Below are 22,080 nucleotides of genomic sequence, written 5' to 3'. Positions count from 1 at the left end.
TAAGCGATTGCTTTTACTTAATTGTATATCTAATGCCAAAAAATCCCCTGATTCCCTGGTTGGGTCCGTACACATAAGTTGGGTCGAAAGTAAGGGCGTAGGGATTGTCCGAAGTCTTTATAACCTGTCCTTGATCATCATAGGTCACGCCCCGGTCAAAGGGATCATTTGCCCGGGCTATAATAAAAGGATTTCCACGGTTTGGCGTCCAGTTAAGCAGGTTCTTAACCCCTCCGTATAATTCGAAGCGCGAAAAACCACTATAGGTAAATTGGATGTTCTGGATGCTCCATGTATCCGAATATGCTTTGCGCGGATCAAATTCTCCCGCCAGCGGTAACCGCATCGGGCTGTAAATGTTACCGGTGTAGTCGGCCGACAAATTCAGTCGCTTGAACTTGTACGACACCGCCCAGGTACCCGAAAATTTCTCCGTCAGAATCTGAGGTTGCTTTACACCGCCTTCGTAGGTCGCTACATCCTGATACGTGGCTCCTAGAATAACCTTCAGCCCGTTCGGAAGTGTCAGGTCTATATTTGTGCTCAAGCCCTTGCTCACTGCGTGTCCGCGCAGATTACTGTAGATAATGGAATCCGGATGCTTGTCAAAATCCCCGATGATCCGGTTATTGAAATACGTATAGAATGCCGAGCTCTCTATGCCGATAAAAGCATTGCCTGCGGTGTAAATTTTCGTAAGGTAATTCAGGTTCACATTGTACGATTTTTCGGGTTTCAGCCTATCCTCAATCTTTACAGCGCGGGCGCCCGTCAGCGCTGCATGATCTTCCGTAAAAATATTAACCACCCGGAAACCCGTACCGGCATTTAAACGCAGCATATTATTGGCATTCAGGTTCCATTTATACGCAAACCGGGGCGTTAAAATATTCCCGTGCACAGAGTTGCGGTCGTAGCGCAGACCAGCCAGAAACTTGTGCTGTTTGCCGGCGCTGATTTCGTCCTGCACAAATATGCCCGGCAGCCAGGTATCTTTCGAAATGGCCTGATTTGCCTGGGTAGTCGCCGATGTATTATCGTCATAGAACGTATACCGCAGCGCAGTACCGAGCAATACATCGTGGATGCCCGCTTTTTTGTCCCACACCAGCTGACCGAAAGCGATCTTCTGATCGGCAATAAAGGAAGTGGTACCATAACGGCTGTCCTGATCATGCGCATTCAATGAGAACGAGAACAACATACGCTCCTGCAAGGGCAGTTGATACGTGCCGATCAGTTCCCAGCGACTGGTAAAAATACTTTCCCCGTAAACCTGGTCGCCCCCACGGTAGGATTTGTTCCATTGCATCTCGCCGCCCCAGCGGTCCTCATACAAATACCGGGCGCCCAGGTTAAAAATACGGTCCCCGGCCCGCTTAAACGCCCACTTCTGGAACACCGAAATACGATCCTGCAAGGTCACATCTGTAAAATTATCGTGGTTATGGTCGACCGCATTGCCGTATTTAAAATAGTTTACTCCTGTAAGCACACTGGCGAGCCTGCCTGCATCAAACTTAAACCCCAGGTCAGCATTATGCTCCTTAAAACTCGTCGCAAACACATCGGCAAAAAGCTTTGCAGCATCTTTAGGCTTCTTGGTAATGATATTGATCAGTCCTCCTACCGCCTCGCTGCCGTATAACGAAGATGCAGGCCCCTTGACGATCTCTATCTGCTCTACCAGGGAATTTGGAATGCCGGACAACCCATAAACAGTCGACAAGCTGCTTACGATAGGCATTCCATCTATCAGGATCATCGTATAAGGACCTTCCAGTCCGTTAATGTGAATATCACCCGTATTGCAGATGTTGCAGTTCAATTGCGGGCGAACTCCATTCACATTCTGCAAAGCCTCAAAAATATTAGGTGTAGGGTTCTTTTTAAAGTAACCATGCGTGTATACTTCTACGGGGACCGGACTTTCCAGCCGGTTTACGGGCTTCAGCGTTCCGCTGATCACCACTTCATTCAGGCTGTCGGCTTGCTTGGTCAGCGTATCGGTCTGACCCAAGCCTCTGTTCGGACTTAAAAACAATATCAAAAATGCGAATAACACAATGGTACAAATCCTCATAATTAAATTATTAAACACCCAAAACTACAAAAGTTAGATAAACCTAACAATAATAATTCCATCAATCTATTAAATTGCTTTAACTAACTATTTCCTCTAAGTTTGTATCTATGCTATCTTATACTGAAGAAAACTACCTTAAAGCTTTGCTGAAGCTCAGCTTCCAGAATGAGGACAAGCCAGAGGCAGGCACGAATGAAATGGCCGCCTACCTGGGTGTGAAGCCAGCTACAGCTACCGACATGCTCAAAAAGCTTAAGGAAAAGGACCTGGTTTCTTATAAGAAATATGGCAAAATACTGCTTACCGACGCAGGTAAAAAGAACGGGATCGCGATACTGCGGAAGCACCGGTTGTGGGAAACCTTCCTCTGCGAGAAGCTTGACTTTAGCTGGGACGAAGTGCATGAAGTAGCCGAGCAACTCGAGCATATCCAGTCGGCCAAGCTGGTAGATAAGCTTGAGGAGTTCCTAGGATTCCCGGAGTATGATCCGCATGGAGACCCTATCCCGAAGGCCAACGGCGAAATGCCTGAAGCGGCCAAAGTACTATTGTCGGAAATCGTGGAAGACGAAACCTGCACCGTGGTGGCCGTAAAAGACACGTCGACCTTGTTCTTGCAATACCTGGAAAAACTGAACATCGCCATTGGCTCAAAAATCACCGTTAGGGAAGTAATTAGTTTTGATGGCTCCATGAACATCGAAGTAGAGGGCGGCGAGCCAAAAAGTGTATCGGCCAAGTTTGCCGAAAGCCTGTTTGTAAGGCGACAAAAATAAAGGAGGAGAGAAATGGCAACCGAAATAAAGTGCCCAGCATGTTCCCATAGCTTCCCTATTGAGGAAGTTATGGCCGAAGAATACAAGAAAGACCTCAGGGACAAAATGGTGTCCTTCACCAAGCAGAAGGAAGAAGAATTTGCCCGAAAACAGCAGGAATTCCTCCAGCAGCAGCAAAAATTGCAGGCCAGCTTTGAACAACAGCAGCGGCAGCAGGCCCTTGCCTATGAGCAAAAACTCGAACAGGAGAAGAAACTTTTACAGGCTACGCTGGAAGAGAACCTGCGCAAGCGCATCAGCAGCGATTTTGAAAATAAACTGCAACTGCTCGACAATGCCAACAAGGAAAACGAAGAAAAGCTTCGTCTAGCCCGGCAAAAGGAACTCGACTTCCTGAAAAAGGAACAATTGATGAAGCAGAAAGAGGAAGAACTTGAGCTTCAACTGCAGCGCAAGCTTCAGGAACAGCGGGCAGAAATGGCCGATCAGATCAGAAAGCAGGAGGCTGAAAAAAACAACATCAAGGAAACCGAACATCAGCTCAGGGTAAAAGAGTTGGAGAAGCAGCTGGAAGATCAGAAGAAACTCGCAGAGGAGATGAAGCGCAAAGCCGAACAGGGCTCTATGCAGTTGCAGGGCGAAGTCCAGGAACTGATCTTAGAGGAACTGCTGCGAAATTCGTTTCCCTTTGACCTCATTACCGAGGTGGGTAAAGGCGTGCGCGGGGCCGACTGCGTACACCTGGTACGCAACCAGTTTGGCCAGGAATGCGGGAAGATCATTTATGAAAGCAAACGCACCAAGGATTTTTCTAACGACTGGATCGAGAAACTCAAGAAAGACATGCGCAGTATGGGCGTAGACGTGGCCGTAATCGTTACCCAATGTTACCCCAAAGGGATGGACTGCTTCGGTGAAAAAGATGGCGTGTGGATCTGTTCATTTGACGAGGTGAAAGCCGTGTCTTATATCCTCCGCGACGGGATCATCAAACTTGCCGGGGCCACAAGATCTCAGGAAAACCGGGGCGATAAAATGCACATGCTGTACGACTACCTCACCAGCAACGAATTTTCGGAACAGTGGAAAGCCATCCGTGAAGGCTTCATGAGCATGAAACTCTCCATACAGAAAGAGCGCGATGCCATGGAACGGCTTTGGAAAGCACGTGAGAAACAGCTGGAAAAAGTATTGCTTAATGCCGCGCACATCAGGGGTTCTATAGAAGGTATCGCAGGGACAGACAGCATACAACTGAGCCTGACCGACGAGGAAGATCCGCTGTTGCTTGAGTAGCCGACAGATTTACCTGACACCAATTATATACTAAAGCATGTACGCCAGGAAAAAAGTACATCAGCAGGCCAGCACGGCAGCGCAGACCGCCAAGATCATTGCCAATGTACATGGTCTTGCAGAAAAATCTTTGCTTCGCTTTGAAGGCAACGATGTTTTCGTGTACCCCCAAATTTGGAAAGACCGAGCTACCGCCGAAAACTGGATCAAATGCCTGCACATCTACTGCACCGTAAAAAGGCAGCTTAAGGCGGGCGAAGAACTAAGATTCCGGCATTACGAAAGCGGTGAGCAGATTGCCGTGTTCAGGAACAAGAAAGTCATACTGCAAAACTATGCTACATAAAACCCGCGGCATCGTGCTCAAAACAACGCAATACAGCGAAAGCAGTGTTGTCGCGCAAATCTTTACAGAAAAATTCGGCATACAATCATACATGATCAACGGCGTTAAAAAGCCCCGGGCCAAAATCAGCATGAATATGCTGCAACCGCTCCACCTCGCCGATATGATCGTGTACCACAAAACCAACACCAGCATTCAGCGCGTCTCAGAACTCCGCCCCTCACCCGTTTTCGCCAACATCCCCTACGATGTGGTTAAACGCACCATGGTGATGTTCCTCAACGAAGTCCTTTACAAAAGCATCAGACAGCAAACTGCCGACGAGCACCTGTTCGATTACCTGTACCACGCCATATGCTGGCTCGACGCCTGCGAAGACCTCAACGTCAACTTTCACCTCTCCTTCCTCATCAAACTCTCCAAATACCTCGGATTTGCGCCCAATACCGAAAAAAGAGCCGGCGACGACTACTTCGACCTGCACGAGGGCGAATTCTGTCAGCGCATACCCGGACACGGCAATTTCCTTGACCTCTCGCAGGCGAACCTTTTCACCGCACTATTTGTGACACCATTTGAGAGACTCGATGATTTTCATATAAATAATGCAAGCAGGCGTATACTGCTTGATAAATTGCTGATTTACTACCGGTTACACACCGCATCCTTCGGAGAAATCCACTCACACCTCGTCCTTGAAGAAGTACTCTCATAAAAAGCACGATCTTTTTTTGCATAAATGATTTAAGGCTGTATATTTGCAATCCCAAATCAGGGGAGCCTGGTCGGGCTAAAAACGACAGAACCTTAGGGAGATTAGCTCAGCTGGTTCAGAGCACCTGCCTTACAAGCAGGGGGTCACTGGTTCGAACCCAGTATCTCCCACAAAAACAGAGCCGACTGTTTTAAAACAAATGGCAGAACTAGGGAGATTAGCTCAGCTGGTTCAGAGCACCTGCCTTACAAGCAGGGGGTCACTGGTTCGAACCCAGTATCTCCCACACAAAAAGCCTTTCAGTTATCTGAAAGGCTTTTGTCATTTAGTGCTAATTGTACTATTGTTATACCCTGTACACAATCACAACTGTAAGATGACGCAATTACATATTTTTTGAAATATCTCTGTATCTTGCTTGCCTAAGTTTTACGTTACTCATGTTTATCAAAACACAGAAATTTTTATTCACACTCCTGCTGCTGAGTATAGTGCATTATGCCAATGCACAAAACATTTTCCCTAAGAAGCTGAACAATTGCCCGACTTCCAAATTCTGTTTGGATTGTGGAGACGTTAAAGTTGGTGCCGATAGCCTTAAGTTTTCGAAAATGATCCAGTATTTGAATTCACACAACAATGTGAACAATCTAAGGGGGTCTATTCTGTTCCAGGTTTTGGTAGATTCGACGGGTAAGGGTTGTGTGCTGAGCCATACCGATGTAAATGGGCGGATGCTATCGGAAAAAGTTGTAATGGCCCTAAATGACTTTACAGGCTGGTCGCCTGCCTCTACAAATGGGAAAATTGAAGGTAGGGTTTCTGTAAATGTAGCAATAGATGTTTTAAACGGGAAGCTCTCTGGCCGAATACAGCGGGTAACAGAAGAGTTCGCAACTGCCTTGTTTGACCGGCCTGTGGATCCGGATATCCAAAATAAGCATTATAAATATGATAATGCGCACCTGGCGTCTTATAAAATGACCGTCTGGAATTCCAAGAATTCCATCATGAAGGGTAACCTTAGCGACCATTTGACGATTGATCACGAGGATATCGTTTTCTATGATACAACCAATGATTTGTATTGCGTACAAAACGGGAAAGTGCAGAAGGTTGACAGAGGCGTTTTACTACCTGCCAAGTATTATTATGTGAAAGGAATGGCAACAGATAATTCAAATGTCAAATGGTTTTATACTGAGTCCGGTTTATATAGTTATAATAATAAGGACTGGGTACTTTACGACTCTCTCAAAACAGGCATTAAAAGGGGCTATAGCATCGTCAATAATGCGGCGTCGGGAGAAGTCTATTTCACTTCAGACCAGGGGTTGGTGATTAATAAAAATGGAGTCTGGTCTGTAATTAACAAGGCCAATATAAAAGCGCTGCCTTCTGACCGGGTAAATTATGCTAAAAAGGATAAGAAGGGTCGTATCTGGATTGGAACTTTTAGCGGTTCTGTGATGATTGATCTGGACGGCACTGCAACAGATTTTAACGCCGGCAGTACTGTGCTGAAGGATAAGTGTATAACAGCCCTGGAAGAAGACAGTCAAGGTAATTTATACTTCGGACTTTACGAATATGCCCCTGCTGACCGCAAAAGATTGATCAGAAATGAAGGTATTGCTGTGTTTAAACCAGACGGCTCCTGGAAACAGCTTACGATCGAGAATTCCGGTATACCTGTAAATGACGTTGGACCAATGTTATATGATGAAAAGGAAAATGTATTGTGGATTGGCACAGCACTAGCTGGACTGGTGAGATTCGACTTAAAGGACGGCTGGGAGCTTTACAATAATAAAAATTCACAAGTCCCTTCTTCCTTTGTGACTGATATTGGCAAAGATACCAAGGGAAATATCTATCTGACTACCAGGTATGGACTTGTTAAAATCGAGAAAAAATAGAGTCTTTCATATAACTGAAAAGCTTTTTTATTTTCATGTATCGCGAGAATTATTACGTATCTTACTTTCCTAACCATTCTCATCATGACCAAATCAATATTAACCCTCACCCTTATAGCGCTAAGCGCTGTAAGCGCCTACAGCCAAAGCTATGCAGAGCTTCTGCTGGGCACCTGGAAGATCAAAAAGTTTCAGTACGGTAACCACCCAAACAATAACGAGAACCACAACAGGTTTATAAAATACAAATCCTACACGCCCACACACTTTATAGTGACGGAGGTAGATTCTGCCAGCAAGGTTACAACGACGAGTATCTTTGGAACCTACGAGATCAAAGACAGTACATACACCGAAACGATCCTGCACGTCAACCAAGAGTCGGCCTTCATGATCGGCAAGACTTTTTCCTTCAAACTCAAATTTGACGGTCTGGATAAAATGACCTCTACGGGTTCGTTTAATGACATGGCTACGTCCGAACTATGGGAACGGGTCGTCTACTCCGAAAAAGACCCCTTTGGGGCAAAGCGCGACCCGCTCGCACATTACCGGAACCAGCCGCTATATATCCTTCAGGTAGGCGAGGTAAAAACCAAAATTGAACCAGTTGGCGATATCAGGCCACTGTCTCGAATCCCGCAAGAGGCTATTTCGGCCATTAACGTGCTTAAGGACGAAGAAGCGATCAAAGCATATGGCGAGTCTGGCAAGTACGGGGTGATTATTATCTCCATTTTGCCAGCCAGGCAGGAAGAGGTGAAAAAGCTTCTGACTGAAGTGCCGCCAATAAGAATACGATGAGCTGTAACTAAAATATCACAGCAGCCCGCGCCTGGGTCGTTGCTGCCGAAGGCTTATGGGCCGTTTGCTTTGCCCGCCATCCTGGTTCAGATTAAACGAACCGGCAGATCTGCCAGTCACGCCATCTTTTGACACTGCTGAAATTTTCTCCTTTGCGCTTTGTGCAGACTTATCCGCTGCGCCCTTCTCATGCTTTTTCATCACCATTAATTTTTAGTCTTCTGATTCTGTTTCTCCAACACCTTCGTTACTTACCTGAGTGCCTCCTCCTTCGGTATCGTCCAGCAAATTGCTTTCCTGCTGACCCATATCAGCATTGTCTTCGCTTTCTGTTACAGACTGCTCCATGCTTTTAGGATTGTCCTGATCTTGTTCATTATTGCTCATCTTGTTCTCATTTAATTGGTTAAACCCTTACGCCCTTTTTGAGCGCACCTAATCATTTAACCATCGAACACAGGATAAGTTTTAGCTGATAAATACGATAATTATCAGACAAATACGCGGTAGCCAGAAGTATAATGAGCAAAGCATACGGGAGCAGCCGCCTAATCACATGAACCGTATTGCGAAACTTCCCGGGATTACGTAAGTTTGCCTACCATCTCACGGGAGTTTAGCTCAGCTGGTTTAGAGCACTACCTCGACAAGGTAGGGGTCACTGGTTCGAACCCAGTAATTCCCACATAAAAACCTTCTGCCAAAAGCGGGAGGTTTTTCCATTTAAAATACGGTTATTTTCCGACCGGACTTGTATAGCGAAAGAGGGCTAAGACATAATACTGCGTAAGTAAATTAGACTGCTTTTAGACTGGTATTACACTGCTATTAGACTGGTATTAGTCTGCTTAAACCAGTGTAAAAGCAGTTTTATAGCTGTATAATATCAATAGGGAATCAATGTTATTTACTGTACCATAGGGGATGCACTTACCGACCTTAAGTGCCGCTTGTGCAGTGCGAGTTTTACATCGGCGCCAAGGTCGGGTCAACAATTGCTGCACTTAAACATTTTTTCATTAGACAAAAGTTTTAGCTTTGTCTGAATTAACATTGGATTTTTAGACTTAAGGATATAAGATATGATTATCGCACCCAGAACACGTGGATTTATTTGCCTCACGGCGCATCCGGAAGGTAGCAAGCAGAATGTACTTGACCAGATCAATTATGTAAAGGCCGCCGGCCCGGTAGAGGGACCAAAGAAGGTGCTGGTTATCGGTGCGTCGACCGGGTTCGGACTGGCATCCAGGATTACCAGTGCTTTTGGCGCGGGGGCTGCCACTATTGGTGTTTATTTCGAAAAGCCTGCAGCACCAGGCAAGCCGGCTTCTGCTGGCTGGTACAATACCGCAGCGTTCGAAACTTTTGCCGAAGAGGCCGGTTTGTATGCCAAAAGCATTAATGGTGATGCATTCTCTAATGAGATCAAGCAGCAAACGATAGCGCTTATTAAGGCCGACCTGGGCCAGGTAGACCTGGTGATATACAGTCTGGCATCGCCCAGGCGTACGCATCCGGTAACGGGCGAGGTGTTTAACTCTGCACTGAAACCGATCGGACAGACTTTCAGAAATAAAACGGTAGACTTCCACACCGGTGTGGTATCGGAAGTTGAGATTACTCCGGCCAATGAGCAGGATATTGAAAATACAGTGGCCGTAATGGGCGGTGAGGACTGGAAAATGTGGATGGATGCCCTGAAAGAAGCTGGCGTGCTGGCAGAGGGTGTTAACACTGTAGCCTATTCTTACATTGGTCCGGAACTTACCGAACCTGTATACCGCAAAGGAACGATTGGTCGCGCTAAAGACCATCTGGAAAAAACAGCTTTCACCATTTCAGATGACCTGAAAGATGTAAACGGAAAAGCTTATGTGTCGGTAAACAAGGCTTTGGTGACCCAGGCAAGTTCGGCAATTCCAGTGATTCCATTGTATATTTCACTGCTGTATAAGGTGATGAAAGAAAAAGGGCTGCACGAGGGCTGTATTGAGCAGATCAACCGTTTGTTCCACGACCACCTGTATTCGGGCAAACCACTCCAAACCGATGAGGCCGGACGTATCCGTATAGACGACTGGGAGATGCGTGAAGATGTGCAACAGGAGGTTGCGGCGCTGTGGGAAAAGGCGACAACCGAGAACCTTCCGGAAATTGGTGACCTGAAAGGCTACAGCAATGACTTCTTTAAGCTGTTTGGCTTTGAGGTACCGGGGGTCGACTATGAGGCCGATGTGAACGAGGTTGTTGAGATCCGCGGTTTGCAATCAGCTGGCTAGTTTTCAGCAAATTGCGTACTTTAGTGTAAGTTTACATATGAACCACTAAAATATAAACCTATGAGAGCACTTGTAAAACGCAGCACCTTTCTTGGATTACTGCTGGTATTAACGGGCATGATAATGAACGCGCAGGCGCAGAACAATGCGATAACGGGCGCATGGCAACTTAAAGACGGCGAAAACCAGCATCATTTGTTTATCCAGGACGGCATGTATTTTCATACAGTACACCGCGGCAACGAGTTTGTGGCGAGTCAGGGCGGATCTTACGAGATCAGCGGAAATGTGATGAAGGCCAAAATGATGTACAACTCTGCCGATAACAGCGGTGTGGGTTCTGTGATGGAGGTACCTTTCAGCATCTCGGGCGACGTGCTTACGGCACAGGTACAGGGCAATGAGGCATCTTTCCGTCGGGTCGATAAAGGCGATGCTCCGCTGGCTGGCGTTTGGCGCATTACCGGTCGCATGGGCGATGACGGTAAAGTTGCCGAAATACATCAGACTGGTACGCGGCAGACTTACAAAATGCTTACGGGAACAAAATTCCAGTGGGTGGCCATGGACCCGGGCAAGAAGGAGTTTTCGGGAACCGGAGGCGGTTCTTATACCTTTAAGGATGGGAAATATACGGAAAATATAGAGTTCTTTTCTCGCGATAACTCGCGCGTTGGCGCCGCTCTGAGCTTCGATGGCAAACTGGAGAACGGCAAATGGCATCACAGCGGCCTGAGCAGCAAAGGCGCAAAGATCTACGAAATCTGGAGCAGGCTTAAATAGGCCTCAAAACAGAACGGTCGAAATTGTGTTATCTACTAGCATCTAAGCTAGAGATAACATGATTTTAACACACGAGCAAAAAACAGCAGCAATTCAATTTTATGTCGACGTGCTGCGTACCCTGCAGGAAAACGACCTGCAGTTTATGCTGGGCGGCGGACTTGCCATGTACCAGTATACGGGTATAGCGCGCGACCTTAAGGATATGGATATTTTCTGCAAACCTTCAGAGTATCCAAAGATACTTAAGCTTCTGGCCGACAAAGGCTATAACACAGAACTTACCGATGTGCGCTGGCTCGCTAAAATCCATAAAGACGGTCATTATATCGACATCATCTTCGATACGGTAAACAATATCTGCACGGTAGACGACGTGTGGTACAAACGCGCTACCACCGGCGATTATGAAGGGTTGACGGTCAAGTATATGTCGGCCGAGGACCTGGTATGGTGCAAAATATACGTGCAGAACCGCGAACGTTATGATGGTGCCGATGTAAACCATATTCTGCTGAAAACCGCAGGTAATTTTGACTGGAAGCGGCTGATGTTTAAGCTGGACCAGCACTGGCACCTGCTTTTGGCCCAAATCCTGATCTTCCAGTTTGTTTACCCGGCCGACTACCATGATGTAATTCCGCGCTGGGTGTTTGACGAACTGATGGAGCGCGCCAAAGAGCAGTACGATATTCCGCGTGCGCTGGAGCGGGTATGCCGCGGACCGGTCATTGACCAGACGCAGTATGAGGTGGACATCAAAAAATGGAATTATAAAGTGAGTACCATAAAAACGACCTAACCATGGAAGAAACAACAGCAACAACCATAAAAATTGCCGCTGTGGCCGACATTCATGTGAGAGAGGGTGATAAAGGCAGGTGGGCCGATTGCTTCAAGGAAATATCTGCGCAGGCGGATGTACTGATCATTGCGGGCGACCTTACAGATACAGGTGATGAGCATGAGGCGCAAGTGCTGGCAGAGGAGCTTAAATCCTGCAGTATACCCGTACTTGGCGTATTGGGCAATCATGATTACGAGAAAGGCAGGCACAAGCTCATCAGGCAGGCACTGCAGAATGCCAGCATGACCATACTGGATGGCGAGGCAATAGTGATCAAGGGTGTCGGCTTTGCCGGCGTAAAGGGCTTTGGCGGGGGCTTCGATAATTATATGCTATCGATGTTTGGTGAGCAGGCCATGAAAGATTTTGTTCAGGAGGCCGTAAATGAAGCCTTGCATCTTGATCGTGCACTGGCTCGACTTGACGGTGAGAACGATAACATCAAAAAAGTAGCCATTATGCATTATGCGCCCATTCAGGAAACCGTGAAGGGTGAACCGGAAGTGATCTTCCCTTTTTTGGGATCATCGCGACTGGCGGAGCCGCTGACACGCAGAAATGTAGTGGCAGCATTTCATGGTCACGCACACGCGGGGCAGATTGAAGGTACCGCCCCGGGTGGTGTAAAGGTGTACAATGTAGCCCTGCCTATTCTGCAGAAGCATGGCTACCCTTGCAATTATTTTATCCTGGAAGTCTAACAAGGCCAGCGGCCGCTTGACAGCCTTTGTTATGGCTATGTTAAGGCTGCGGCACCAGACGGAACACCCTGCCTGGCGACTCGACGGCCATATAAATGAATCCGTCGGGGCCCATTCGCACATCCCGTACACGGCCAATATTCTTGAACAAGATCTCCTGTTTGGTCACTTTGTTTCCGGTGAGGACCAGTCGCTGTAAAAACTCAAACCTTAACGATCCTGCAAGCACGTTGCCGGTCCAGCCCTTATACTTGTTGCCCTGCACGAAGGCGAGCCCGCTCGGACCTATAGAAGGAATCCAGTAATGAACGGGCTGCTCCATACCCGCTTTAGCAGTCAGATTGGTGATCGGCTTACCATTGTAGTTTATCCCGTAGGAAATCACAGGCCAGCCATAGTTTTTACCGGGCGAAACGATGTTAAGTTCATCCCCGCCTCTCGGACCGTGCTCGGTTTCCCATATCTTACCTGTGGTTGGATGTATGGTGAGCCCCTGAGGGTTACGGTGACCATAAGAATAGATAGACGACAAAGCACCAGCAGTTTTCACAAAGGGATTGTCGGCCGGAATTGTTCCATCACTTTTGATCCGGTGAATTTTACCGAGCGCATTGTTTTTGATTTCCTGAGGGTTTGCTTTTTCGTTGCCACGCTCGCCCACGCTGAAATACAGATAGCCGTCGCGACCAAACTGCATACGCGATCCATAGTGAAGCTGGGTGCGCTGATAGGGTTCAGCGACAAAAATATCTTTCTGGTTGCTAAGCGCATTGCCTTTAAGTACGGCACGCATAATGGCTGTGGTACCCATAGATGTGCCGTTCTCATTCTTAGGTTTCGAGTACGACAAATAGATGGTGCTGTTGGAAGCAAAACCCGGATCGGTGATTACGTCCATCAAACCGCCCTGTCCGCGGCTCCAAACCTCTGGCACGCCGCTTATTTCGGTCATAGACTTATCCCTACCTACGCGGAACAGTTTACCGCCGCGGTCGGTGACCAGCAAATCGCCGCCAGGCAGAAACGCGATGCCCCAGGGCACGTCCAGCCCCGGTCCGCTTACCTGCTCCAGCTTGATGGTCATGTTTTCGGTTTTAAACACGTCGCCCACCGGCTTCTCGCGTGAGGTGTACTGACCTACGTTCTTGATTCCCTCAAGAATATAATCGGCCAGTCCGTTTATTTCTGCCTCGCTCAGCGTGCCGCCGAATGCCGGCATGCCCTCGTCGGCGTGACCAAGCGTGATAGACTTGGCAATATCTTCCTTCTTGTTGCCGAACTTCCAGTTGCGGTCGACAAACATATCCATTTTTTCGCCGTGGCAACCGGCGCAGTAAGTGGCGTAATTTTTAGCTGGCGTCTCGTCTGCCACTGTTGATGAACCTTGCCGCTCGAACCCGAGACATACGGCAAGAACTGATCCGGCAAGCACTGCCGCACTGAAATTTTTTAGCATTTGGTGTGTTGTAAATTGGTACCCGAATTTACTATTTTAATTGGTAAGCCATGACCGTCTTCTTAAAAAAAGTAGGAATGTAGACGACGCGCTTTACCGGGTCGTAGCCGATGTCTGCAATATTGATTTTCTCCAGATGGGTGTCCAGCAGCAGGTCCGAGCGGCCATCGGCATACACATAGTAAAGGTATCCGCCCCAGCTCGAAAAGAGGAAATCGCCGTTGCCTATCGGCTCTATCCCATCGCCCCCCTGGGGCAGGCCGGCTACCTTGATCATGCCCTTGTTTACATCCGCTTTCAGCAGACTTTTGCCCCCTCCGGCGATGTAGAGCAGGTCGCCCACCGCCTTGAGGCCGTTGAGGCCGTCGATGTTTTCCATATAGGTTTCGATGGTTCCGCTGATCAGCCGGTGTATCTTTCGGGTCCTGGAATCAGAAACGTATACCACGCCTTTAGCATCGGCCGTAACGTCGTTCAGGAAAGCTGAACCTGGTACAGGTATACGCTGGATTACTTTAGCTTTTGCGATATCGATAACCGCCAGGTCGGTAACGTCTGCAACAAACATTTTACCTGCATGGATGGCCATTCCCTTTGGTGAGTTAAGCCCTTTAACCCAGTTGAGGTCGACCACCTTTCCATTCATGTCGAGTTTACCGATACCGCCTATGCTGTCGATATCCGTGGCGCTGTTGCCCATTATGGACACATACAGCACCCCGGCTTTGGTGTCGGGCAGTACAGATTCGGGCAGATTGATCACCGTATCGGTCTGCCAGAGCTTCTCGACGCTATGCTGTGCCCTGGCACATACCGCTGCAAAAAGGAATAAGGGGATACAGAAATATTGCTTCATGTGGTCAGTGTGTTAGGAGGTAAAACATCTTGTTCAGCTATGAATAACTGAAGATAAGAATAATTGTTTACCCTGTTTCATTTTTTGCAATTGGGCTTCTAAAACGGTTATTTTATCTGTTTATTTGTATAGTAATAACCAACACACAAATCTTAATCTTGTAGCTATGCTGTTTAGCATTCTTAATTCTATATTTTGTATCGCGTTTGTTTTGTTTGCCTACGTTAATCTTAACGACAGCGATTCGTGGTTGTGGGTGCCTATTTACATGATCGCATCGGTTTGCTGCGGTTTGGCGGCCTTCAATTATTTCTTCCCGCTGGTATACCTGATTGCCATTGCCGGTTATCTGATCTATGCGGTTTACCTCTTTTTTGCGAAAGACGGCGTGCTCGACTGGATCACGAAATACCGGACGCCGAGTTTGGTGGAAAGCATGCAGGCGACCAAGCCTTATATTGAAAAAGCCAGGGAGTTTTTTGGCCTGCTTATCATTAGCGGTGCACTGGCGATGAATTACTTCATAGCGGTCTAAATGTTTAATGTATGAGTGATAGGGATAAACTGACCAGCCTGGCAAGTCTGTTTCTGAATATTATTGACCGGCACGCTGCCCCTGAGGCGTCGGACTGGCTTCGTGCTAAAGCAGAACTCGTTTCTAAAGAGGATAAGGCACTGCAACTGAACATGGCCTTTTCTCAGATACCCCGGCTTGTGGGGCGCCAGGCGCTGATCATTCTGGATGCGGAAAGGGAACAGTTGGGGCTACTGCTGCCCGGACTGGACATCGAAGATTGGTCGCTGGACCAGCTTGCGCGGGTCTGGCTGCTGATGCAATTGCGCGATGGGGATAAAGAGGCCTATCTCAGGAAAGTCGACGGCCTGTTTAACGGCGCTGAGATGTATGAACTGGCCGCACTGTATGCCGCACTTCCGGTGCTGAGTTATCCGGAGTGGTGGATACCACGCTGCACGGAAGGCATCAGAAGCAATATTGGCATTGTGCTTGAGGCCATTATGTATGCCAATCCGTATCCGTCAACTTACCTGGATGAGGCGGCCTGGAATCAATTGGTTCTCAAAGCGTTCTTTACCGATAAGGATGTCACGAAGATCACCGGAATCCGCGAGCGTGTGAATGTGGCGCTTTCTGATACGCTGAAGGATTATATGAGGGAACGTGAAGCAGCCCATCGCGATATAAATCCGGAAATACCGAAATTGATAATCAATAATTGATCATAAATACTTGAACTATGTGCTGTAGTGAAAATTTTGAAGAAAGAAATCAAGGCGAAAAGATACAGACTACGCTCGATCTGAGTGAGATCAGCGGCATGCAGTTTTTTGATCCGCATGTACATATGTCGTCGAGGACTACGGACGACTATCAGGCAATGGCTGATGCTGGTGTAGTGGCACTGATTGAGCCGGCTTTCTGGCTGGGCCAGCCACGGACGGGCCTGGCGAGTTTCACTGATTACTACAGCAGCCTGATTGGGTGGGAGCGTTTCCGCTCTTCACAATTCGGCATTAAGCATTATTGTACCATAGGTCTGAATTCGCGCGAGGCAAACAATGAAGCTTTGGCAGAGCAGGTGATGGAGATTCTCCCTAATTTTATTTTTAAGGAAGGCGTTGTCGGCATCGGGGAGATTGGATTTGACGATCAGACTGCGGCTGAGGAAAAGTATTATCGCTTGCAGCTTGATCTTGCGAGGGAAGCATCACTGCCCGTGCAGGTACACACGCCGCACCGCGACAAGAAAAAAGGAACGTCGAGGAGTATGGATATTGCAATCGAACAGGGCCTTGCGCCTTATTCAGTCATTATAGACCATAATAACGAGGAGACCGTGAAGGAGGTTCTGGACCGCGGGTTCTGGGCTGCTTTTACGATATATCCGTTTACCAAGATGGGCAACGAGCGCATGGTGGAGGTGGTTAAGCAGTATGGTTCTGAACGGATCATGATCAATTCGGCGGCCGACTGGGGCATTAGTGACCCGCTGGCTATTCCTAAGACTGCGGCATTGATGAAACGTGCTGGGATTCCTTTGAAAGATATTGAACTGGTTACCTACAGGAATGCCATAACGGCGTTCGGACAAAGCGGGCAGATCAATGAGGCAGACTTTGTTGCCGTTAAGAATGTAGATCAGTCGCAGAAGTTTGGCAGCAACACGGTGCTTCGCGGCGGGCAGCAGCCGCGGGTTGACAAAAACTCGATCATCATATCTTAAGCGGGTGAAAAAACTGATTGGCTATCTGAGGCTGATGCGGCCTGCTAATGTGGTTACTTCTGTAGCCGATGTGCTGGCCGGGATAACGATTGCGGGGTATTTCGCCATGCAACTGACGGGTTGGGCGCCGGTGATATTGCTGTGCATTTCGACCATCGGACTGTATAGCGGCGGTATTATCATGAACGATTATTTCGACGCCGATCTTGACGCCAAAGAGCGGCCGGAGCGGCCCATCCCTAGCGGACTGATCAGCAAGAAGGCCGCTGCCATATTTGGGGGTATCTGTTTTTTTGCGGGTATTTTTGCGGCCGGACTATACAGTAAGGATTCACAGTACCTGGCTTTCGCCATTATGGTGTCTTGCCTTGTGTATGATAAATTCCTCAAACATAATTCCCTGTTTGGGCCGCTCACCATGGGTTTGTGCCGCGGTTTGAACTTATTGCTGGGCATCAGCATTTTTCCAGATGCGGTGCAGCAGTGGTGGTTTCTGGCCCTTGTGCCTATTGTTTATATAGCGGCCATCACGATGATAAGTCGCGATGAAGTACATGGCGGCGCCGCACGTACCTTGTATGCTGCAGCCGCATTGTATCTGCTGGTGATTGCAGCCATTGTTTACTTTGCCTGTCGAAACGATGAGCTGCTGCTGACTGCTCTCCTGCTTGCTGGCTTTGCTTTTATGATCTTTGTGCCTTTGTTCCGTGCAGTGCAAAATCCTGCCGGCCCTAATATAGGAAAGGCCGTAAAGGCTGGCGTTATAGCGCTGATACTGATGAATGCAGCCTGGGCAGGTGCCTTCGGAAGCTGGCAGGCGGCGCTCTGCATTGTTATTTTATTACCATTATCCATCGGGCTAAGCAAGGCTTTCGCGGTGACTTAGTCAAAAAGTTAATATGAGCCATATACAACAATCGTTTACTGTTCAGTTCGAATATAAAGTATATTTCACGGAATCTTTATTCGGCCAGACCAACACCCTGCTGGCTGATTTTTTCAAAGAGCGCCCTTCGGCTGCATTAAGGAAGATTTTCTTTGTGGTAGATCAGGGCGTTGCAGATGCCTGGCCTTCTCTGGCTGAGGATATCCGGGCTTATTTCCGGGTGCACAACCAGGTTAAGCTGGTCGACGAGATCATGATCATTCCGGGCGGTGAGACCTGCAAGAACGATCCCGGGCTTTTTGAACAGCTGGTAGAGGCGGTAAATGTTCATGGTATCGACCGTCACTCCTATATTGCCGCCGTGGGCGGTGGCGCCTTACTTGACCTGGTGGGTTATGCTGCTGCTGTATCGCACCGCGGCATAAAGCACCTGCGGATTCCGACCACGGTATTGTCGCAAAATGACTCGGGCGTTGGCGTCAAAAACGGTATTAATTACCGGGGCAAAAAGAACTTTCTGGGTACGTTTGCACCCCCCGCAGCAGTGTTCAACGATGAGCTGTTCCTTACTACGCTGGGCGACAAGGATTATCGCTCGGGTATTTCAGAAGCCATTAAGGTCGCACTGATCAAAGACGCTGCTTTTTTCGAATGGCTGGAAGAGCAGGCCGGAAGGCTGATGCAACGCGAGGATACGGGGAAAGGCAATAAGAGTATGCATGAACTCATTGTACGGTGCGCACAGCTGCATTTAGACCATATTGCCGGGGGCGACCCTTTTGAAACCGGTTCTGCGAGGCCGCTTGACTTCGGGCACTGGAGTGCGCATAAACTGGAGCAGCTTAGTGGCTTTAGTATTCTCCACGGCGAGGCCGTGGCTATGGGTATTGCGCTCGACAGCACCTATTCTTACCTGAAAGGCATGCTTAGTGAGGAGAAGCTGATCCGAATTCTGGATTTGCTGAACGGCCTGGGCTTTGAAATTGACCATCCGGTGATACGCATCAACGACACGGACTCCCCTATTCTGAAAGGACTCGCGGAATTCCAGGAACACCTGGGCGGCTTGCTGACCATCACCTTGCTTAGTGACATTGGAACGGGTGTTGAGGTGAATGAAATGGATCATCAGTTGCTGATCCGGGCAAGTGAATATGTGCAAAACTATAGCAGAAGGCATTCTGCATCAGATAAGGAGTAACTATGAAGTTAAAAAGTGGTCACCTGACGTATTGCACGAACATCCATCCCGGCAAGAACTGGGCGGAGGATTTTGCGGCGCTGCGTGAAAACTTCCCTGAAATAAAAAAGGCCGTAGCGCCTGGTGAGGCTCTTGGTTTAGGCTTGCGCCTTTCAAACGAGGCCAGCCTGACACTGACGGAGCCCGGGCAGCTTGAGATTTTTAAAGACTGGCTTGCTGAGAATAACGCCTATGTGTATACCATGAACGGCTTCCCTTACGGGGAATTTCACCGCAGGGTGGTGAAAGATGATGTTCATGCCCCCGACTGGACAACGCACGAACGCAGGGAGTATACGTTGCGATTGTTTCGTATTCTCGAATCGCTCTTGCCCGAAGGCATGGATGGCGGGATATCAACCTCTCCGCTGAGCTATCGGCATTGGCACCAGACGACAGAAGCGGCAGCAGAAGCACGTAAACTTTCAACCCAGCATATCATTGAGGTGATTGCAGCCCTGGCTGCTACCTATGAGCGCAGCGGAAAACTGATGCACCTGGATATTGAACCTGAGCCAGATGGTGTCCTGGAGACGGGCCGTGAATTTATTGACTGGTTTGAACATGATCTGCTGCCCGCGGGCGTCCCTTATTTACAGCATGATTTCGACATAACCGCGGAGGAAGCTGAGGCGATCATCAGAAGACATCTATGTTTGTGTTATGACGTTTGTCACTTCGCCATCGGTTACGAGAACCACGAGGCTGTGCTAAGGGAGCTGGCTGCTAAAAAGATAGTCGTGGGCAAAATTCAGATCAGCGCTGCGCTGAAAGCCAGGTTAGACCGTTCGGTTTCAGAAAAGCAATTGTTGAAGACGGCCATTGAAGCTTTTAATGAACCTACTTACCTTCACCAGGTGGTGGCGCGTCTGGAGAACGGGGAGCTGATTCGTTATAAGGATCTTCCCGATGCGCTGGCTGAATTTGATAATACGGAGGCGGTAGAATGGCGGGCACATTTTCACGTGCCTATTTCCACGCTGGAAATTGATCTGATCCATACCACCCAGAACGATATTAAAACGGTGCTGAGCTGGCAAAAAAGTGATCCCTTTACGCAGCATCTGGAGGTGGAAACCTACACCTGGGAGGTATTGCCCGAACAAATAAAAACACCTATTGCCCAGTCGATCAGCAACGAACTGAAATGGGTGATCAACGAATTATCCTAAACACCATAAAATGAAAAAAACTGTAGTCATTGATGTTGTTGGCCTCTCTGCAAACCTTATTGGCGAGCATACGCCTTTTTTAAGGGATTATGTGAAGAATAAAAATGTACAAGCCATAGCTCCTATGCTTCCGGCTGTTACTACAGCGGTGCAGTCGACCTACCTGACCGGTAAGTGGCCTGCCGAACATGGTATCGTGGGCAATGGCTGGTATGATCATACCGATGCGGAGGTCAAATTCTGGAAGCAGTCGAACAAACTTGTGCAGGCAAAAAAGATATGGGACCAGGCAAAGGCGGAAGACCCAAATTTTACCTGCTCAAATATGTTCTGGTGGTATAATATGTACTCCAATGCGGATTATTCCTGCACGCCGCGGCCAAATTACCTGGCGGATGGACGAAAGATGCCTGACTGCTATTCGCAGCCGGCGGAACTGCGGGATATCCTTCAGGAAAAGCTTGGGCAGTTTCCCTTATTCCAGTTTTGGGGTGCCGGGGCAAATATTAAGTCGACCCAATGGATCGCAGACGCTTCTGTGATTACAGACGAATTGTATAACCCGACATTAACACTGATCTACCTGCCGCATCTGGACTACTGCCTGCAGAAGTTCGGTCACGATTACAGCAAGATCAGCAAAGAACTGAGCGAAATAGATCAGGTGCTTAAGGGACTGGTGTCATATTATGAGGACCAATCGGCCGAGATCATTATTCTTTCTGAGTATGGCATAACGCCGGCTGACAAGCCGGTACACCTGAACAGGTTGTTCCGACAAAACGGATTGTTACAGATTCGCACGGAACGCGGACTCGAACTGCTGGACGCTGGTGCTTCTAAGGCTTTTGTGGTGGCCGACCATCAGGTGGCGCATGTTTACATCAATGATCCTGCAGTAAGGGATCAGGTGAAGTCTTTATTGGAGAACGCGCCTGGAATAGCAGAGATACTTGATGATGCGGGTAAGAAGAAATATCATATCGACCATGAGCGGGCGGGCGACTTCGTGCTTATCGCTAAGCCTGACAGCTGGTTTACGTATTATTTCTGGCTTGATGACGCCGTGGCTCCCGACTACGCCCGTTGTGTGGATATCCATAAGAAACCGGGCTACGACCCTGTAGAAATGTTTATGTCGTCTAAGGCCAGAGCAGCATATAAACTGCTCAGGAAAAAAACCGGTTTCCGTTACGTAATGGATGTTGTACCGCTGGACGCGACGCTGATCAAAGGTTCGCACGGCAGTTTAGACAACCCGAAAGAATTTCATCCAGTACTGATCAGCAGCCCTGAAATTAATGCGGCTGACAGACAGGCCGACGAGGTATATGACCTGATCTGGAAGGCACTGCACCGTTAGTCGACAGTTTCGTGTTTTGCCGGATCCAGCTCGACCAGACCCTGACGTGTCTTCTTTGCAAAGAAAATAGGGTATAAAGACATAAGGGCACCAGCGATGAAACAGATTCCTGCGACGGTTAGCAGGAACCGCCCCTGCTCACCATTATCGGTGCGGACAAACAAATAGATTACGGCGGCTATGGTGCCAAGCACATAGGCAATTACTGCTTTTTGAAGTTTTAGTATCCTGATCATAGCAATACGTTTTAAGGTACATAGAGAAATAAACAAAAATCAATCCAACAAAAAAGCCGGCTGCGATTAAGCG

General features: G+C 48.2%; 23 protein-coding genes and 3 tRNA genes. 20 read left to right on the top strand and 6 right to left on the bottom strand.

What is annotated here, in order from left to right; genetic code table 11:
* Positions 1-13 precede the first annotated feature (13 nt).
* Complete coding sequence (locus tag QEP07_RS13000) at positions 14-2,083, bottom strand: TonB-dependent receptor plug domain-containing protein (RefSeq protein WP_285010603.1); 2,070 nt, start codon at positions 2,081-2,083, stop codon at positions 14-16.
* 110 nt (positions 2,084-2,193) lie between these two features.
* Here QEP07_RS13000 and QEP07_RS12995 point away from each other — a divergent pair, with 110 nt between their 5' ends.
* From QEP07_RS12995 to QEP07_RS12960, 8 genes are all read left to right on the top strand, one after another.
* Entirely contained in the window at positions 2,194-2,862 is a 669-nt protein-coding gene (locus tag QEP07_RS12995) for a metal-dependent transcriptional regulator (protein ID WP_256001938.1), read from the top strand.
* A gap of 12 nt (positions 2,863-2,874) precedes the next feature.
* Positions 2,875-4,158: a DUF2130 domain-containing protein gene (locus QEP07_RS12990; protein WP_256001939.1), complete on the top strand. Its 1,284-nt coding sequence runs from the start codon at positions 2,875-2,877 to the stop codon at positions 4,156-4,158.
* Between the two features lie 37 nt (positions 4,159-4,195).
* Positions 4,196-4,504, top strand: a complete 309-nt coding sequence (locus tag QEP07_RS12985; protein WP_285010601.1) for a hypothetical protein — start codon at positions 4,196-4,198, stop codon at positions 4,502-4,504.
* Entirely contained in the window at positions 4,494-5,219 is a 726-nt protein-coding gene (gene recO, locus QEP07_RS12980; protein ID WP_285010600.1) for a DNA repair protein RecO, read from the top strand. Before QEP07_RS12985 ends, recO begins: the two co-directional genes overlap by 11 nt.
* Positions 5,220-5,314: 95 nt before the next feature.
* A tRNA-Val gene (locus tag QEP07_RS12975) sits at positions 5,315-5,389 on the top strand.
* A gap of 41 nt (positions 5,390-5,430) precedes the next feature.
* Positions 5,431-5,505: transfer RNA gene (locus QEP07_RS12970), tRNA-Val, on the top strand.
* A gap of 154 nt (positions 5,506-5,659) precedes the next feature.
* Complete coding sequence (locus QEP07_RS12965) at positions 5,660-7,138, top strand: ligand-binding sensor domain-containing protein (RefSeq protein ID WP_285010599.1); 1,479 nt, start codon at positions 5,660-5,662, stop codon at positions 7,136-7,138.
* Positions 7,139-7,222: 84 nt separating this feature from the next.
* Positions 7,223-7,942: a DUF4488 domain-containing protein gene (locus QEP07_RS12960; protein ID WP_285010598.1), complete on the top strand. Its 720-nt coding sequence runs from the start codon at positions 7,223-7,225 to the stop codon at positions 7,940-7,942.
* A gap of 15 nt (positions 7,943-7,957) precedes the next feature.
* On the opposite strand, the gene QEP07_RS12955 is transcribed toward QEP07_RS12960, so the two are convergent.
* Entirely contained in the window at positions 7,958-8,143 is a 186-nt protein-coding gene (locus QEP07_RS12955) for a hypothetical protein (protein WP_256001944.1), read from the bottom strand.
* A 12-nt stretch (positions 8,144-8,155) separates the two neighbouring features.
* On the bottom strand, positions 8,156-8,329 hold the full coding sequence (locus QEP07_RS12950; RefSeq protein ID WP_285010596.1) for a hypothetical protein: 174 nt from the start codon (positions 8,327-8,329) through the stop codon (positions 8,156-8,158).
* A 223-nt stretch (positions 8,330-8,552) separates the two neighbouring features.
* Here QEP07_RS12950 and QEP07_RS12945 point away from each other — a divergent pair.
* The 5 genes from QEP07_RS12945 to QEP07_RS12925 all read left to right on the top strand — a co-directional run bounded on the left by QEP07_RS12945 (position 8,553) and on the right by QEP07_RS12925 (position 12,555).
* Positions 8,553-8,627: transfer RNA gene (locus QEP07_RS12945), tRNA-Val, on the top strand.
* A 397-nt stretch (positions 8,628-9,024) separates the two neighbouring features.
* A complete protein-coding gene (gene fabV, locus QEP07_RS12940) occupies positions 9,025-10,224 on the top strand; it encodes an enoyl-ACP reductase FabV (RefSeq protein ID WP_256001946.1) in 1,200 nt (399 codons plus the stop codon).
* Positions 10,225-10,284: 60 nt separating this feature from the next.
* On the top strand, positions 10,285-11,007 hold the full coding sequence (locus QEP07_RS12935; RefSeq protein ID WP_285010594.1) for a hypothetical protein: 723 nt from the start codon (positions 10,285-10,287) through the stop codon (positions 11,005-11,007).
* Positions 11,008-11,065: 58 nt separating this feature from the next.
* The gene (locus tag QEP07_RS12930; RefSeq protein WP_256001948.1) at positions 11,066-11,809 is read left to right on the top strand and encodes a nucleotidyltransferase; all 744 of its coding nucleotides are present in this window, start codon (positions 11,066-11,068) and stop codon (positions 11,807-11,809) included.
* Between the two features lie 2 nt (positions 11,810-11,811).
* Positions 11,812-12,555, top strand: coding sequence for a metallophosphoesterase family protein (locus QEP07_RS12925; RefSeq protein ID WP_256001949.1), 744 nt, complete (start codon positions 11,812-11,814; stop codon positions 12,553-12,555).
* Positions 12,556-12,595: 40 nt separating this feature from the next.
* Here the strand turns inward: QEP07_RS12925 and QEP07_RS12920 are convergent, their stop codons facing one another.
* Together QEP07_RS12920 and QEP07_RS12915 are read right to left on the bottom strand one after the other, a co-directional pair.
* Positions 12,596-14,011, bottom strand: a complete 1,416-nt coding sequence (locus QEP07_RS12920; RefSeq protein ID WP_285010593.1) for a PQQ-dependent sugar dehydrogenase — start codon at positions 14,009-14,011, stop codon at positions 12,596-12,598.
* Positions 14,012-14,042: 31 nt separating this feature from the next.
* On the bottom strand, positions 14,043-14,867 hold the full coding sequence (locus QEP07_RS12915; RefSeq protein ID WP_285010592.1) for an NHL repeat-containing protein: 825 nt from the start codon (positions 14,865-14,867) through the stop codon (positions 14,043-14,045).
* 166 nt (positions 14,868-15,033) lie between these two features.
* Here QEP07_RS12915 and QEP07_RS12910 point away from each other — a divergent pair, with 166 nt between their 5' ends.
* Genes QEP07_RS12910 through QEP07_RS12880 form a run of 7 tightly spaced genes read left to right on the top strand, consistent with a single transcriptional unit; the run spans position 15,034 to position 21,771 of the window.
* Complete coding sequence (locus QEP07_RS12910) at positions 15,034-15,402, top strand: transmembrane 220 family protein (RefSeq protein ID WP_285010590.1); 369 nt, start codon at positions 15,034-15,036, stop codon at positions 15,400-15,402.
* Positions 15,403-15,413: 11 nt separating this feature from the next.
* Positions 15,414-16,106, top strand: coding sequence for an EboA domain-containing protein (locus tag QEP07_RS12905; protein WP_285010589.1), 693 nt, complete (start codon positions 15,414-15,416; stop codon positions 16,104-16,106).
* A 17-nt stretch (positions 16,107-16,123) separates the two neighbouring features.
* On the top strand, positions 16,124-17,110 hold the full coding sequence (locus QEP07_RS12900) for a TatD family hydrolase (RefSeq protein WP_285010588.1): 987 nt from the start codon (positions 16,124-16,126) through the stop codon (positions 17,108-17,110).
* A gap of 4 nt (positions 17,111-17,114) precedes the next feature.
* On the top strand, positions 17,115-17,996 hold the full coding sequence (gene eboC / locus QEP07_RS12895) for a UbiA-like protein EboC (RefSeq protein ID WP_285010586.1): 882 nt from the start codon (positions 17,115-17,117) through the stop codon (positions 17,994-17,996).
* Between the two features lie 13 nt (positions 17,997-18,009).
* Positions 18,010-19,197, top strand: a complete 1,188-nt coding sequence (locus QEP07_RS12890) for a 3-dehydroquinate synthase (protein WP_285010584.1) — start codon at positions 18,010-18,012, stop codon at positions 19,195-19,197.
* A 2-nt stretch (positions 19,198-19,199) separates the two neighbouring features.
* Positions 19,200-20,408, top strand: a complete 1,209-nt coding sequence (gene eboE, locus QEP07_RS12885; protein WP_285010583.1) for a metabolite traffic protein EboE — start codon at positions 19,200-19,202, stop codon at positions 20,406-20,408.
* A 10-nt stretch (positions 20,409-20,418) separates the two neighbouring features.
* Complete coding sequence (locus QEP07_RS12880; protein WP_285010581.1) at positions 20,419-21,771, top strand: alkaline phosphatase family protein; 1,353 nt, start codon at positions 20,419-20,421, stop codon at positions 21,769-21,771.
* Here the strand turns inward: QEP07_RS12880 and QEP07_RS12875 are convergent.
* Positions 21,768-22,007: an isoleucyl-tRNA synthetase gene (locus tag QEP07_RS12875; protein ID WP_256001959.1), complete on the bottom strand. Its 240-nt coding sequence runs from the start codon at positions 22,005-22,007 to the stop codon at positions 21,768-21,770. The genes QEP07_RS12880 and QEP07_RS12875 overlap by 4 nt on opposite strands.
* Positions 22,008-22,080 lie beyond the last annotated feature (73 nt).

This window comes from Pedobacter faecalis (assembly GCF_030182585.1).
Taxonomy (GTDB): Bacteria; Bacteroidota; Bacteroidia; order Sphingobacteriales; family Sphingobacteriaceae; genus Pedobacter; species Pedobacter faecalis.
The sequence above is the reverse complement of the archived record's forward strand: the minus strand, read 5'-3'. Positions and strand labels throughout refer to the sequence as shown.